1 pseudogene is annotated in these 586 nt (G+C 55.3%); it reads right to left on the bottom strand.

Going from position 1 to position 586, the window contains the following annotated elements:
* Positions 1-494 (bottom strand): annotated as a pseudogene (locus tag GE027_RS22670) (IS110 family transposase); the annotation flags it as partial.
* Between the last annotated feature and the right edge of the window lie 92 nt (positions 495-586).

The following is a 586-nucleotide window of genomic DNA, read 5'->3' as shown; positions in this document are numbered from 1 at the left end:
GTCTGCTCACCCTTGAGGGTCTTTAGTTCACGGTGAATGTGCCGAGCATCTTCGACATCTTTGTCCGGGATGCGTATCATCCGACACGCGAAACGGTCGCCTGCTTGCCAGCGAAGCAGTGCGTTCAGAATCATCTCGGCATCGATTCGATCGGTTTTGGCACGTCGGTGCCGGCGATTCACCTGGATCGACGCCGGTTCAACGATGTGACTGAACACGCCCATCGAGACGAGGCAGCGATGGATCCAAAAGCCATCACGGCCGGCTTCGTAGCAGCTCACGACTAGCGCGTCTTCTGTTAGCTCGAAGCGATCCTTGGCTTTGGCTATTTCCTGTTCCAAGGCCGATAGGTCACCGGCCGCGACATTCTTCAGTCGTGCCTTTCGGCCGAGCTGGTCGGTGAAAGCGACCTTCCAAGTTGAGCTGGAAAGTTCGAGTGCGATGTACAAGGAGCGATCCGAATTGCTAAGTTGTAGTTGCGGGCTTGCGTTCATGGCATCACCTGGTGTTTGAGTAGTGACCAAAACCAGATTGTGTCAGACGCAAGCTCGCTTTGCGATACACATGCCCATAGCATCTCTCCCCC

This window comes from Roseimaritima sediminicola (assembly GCF_009618275.1).
Classification (GTDB): domain Bacteria; phylum Planctomycetota; class Planctomycetia; order Pirellulales; family Pirellulaceae; genus Roseimaritima; species Roseimaritima sediminicola.
This window is presented reverse-complemented; position numbering and strand designations above follow the sequence as displayed.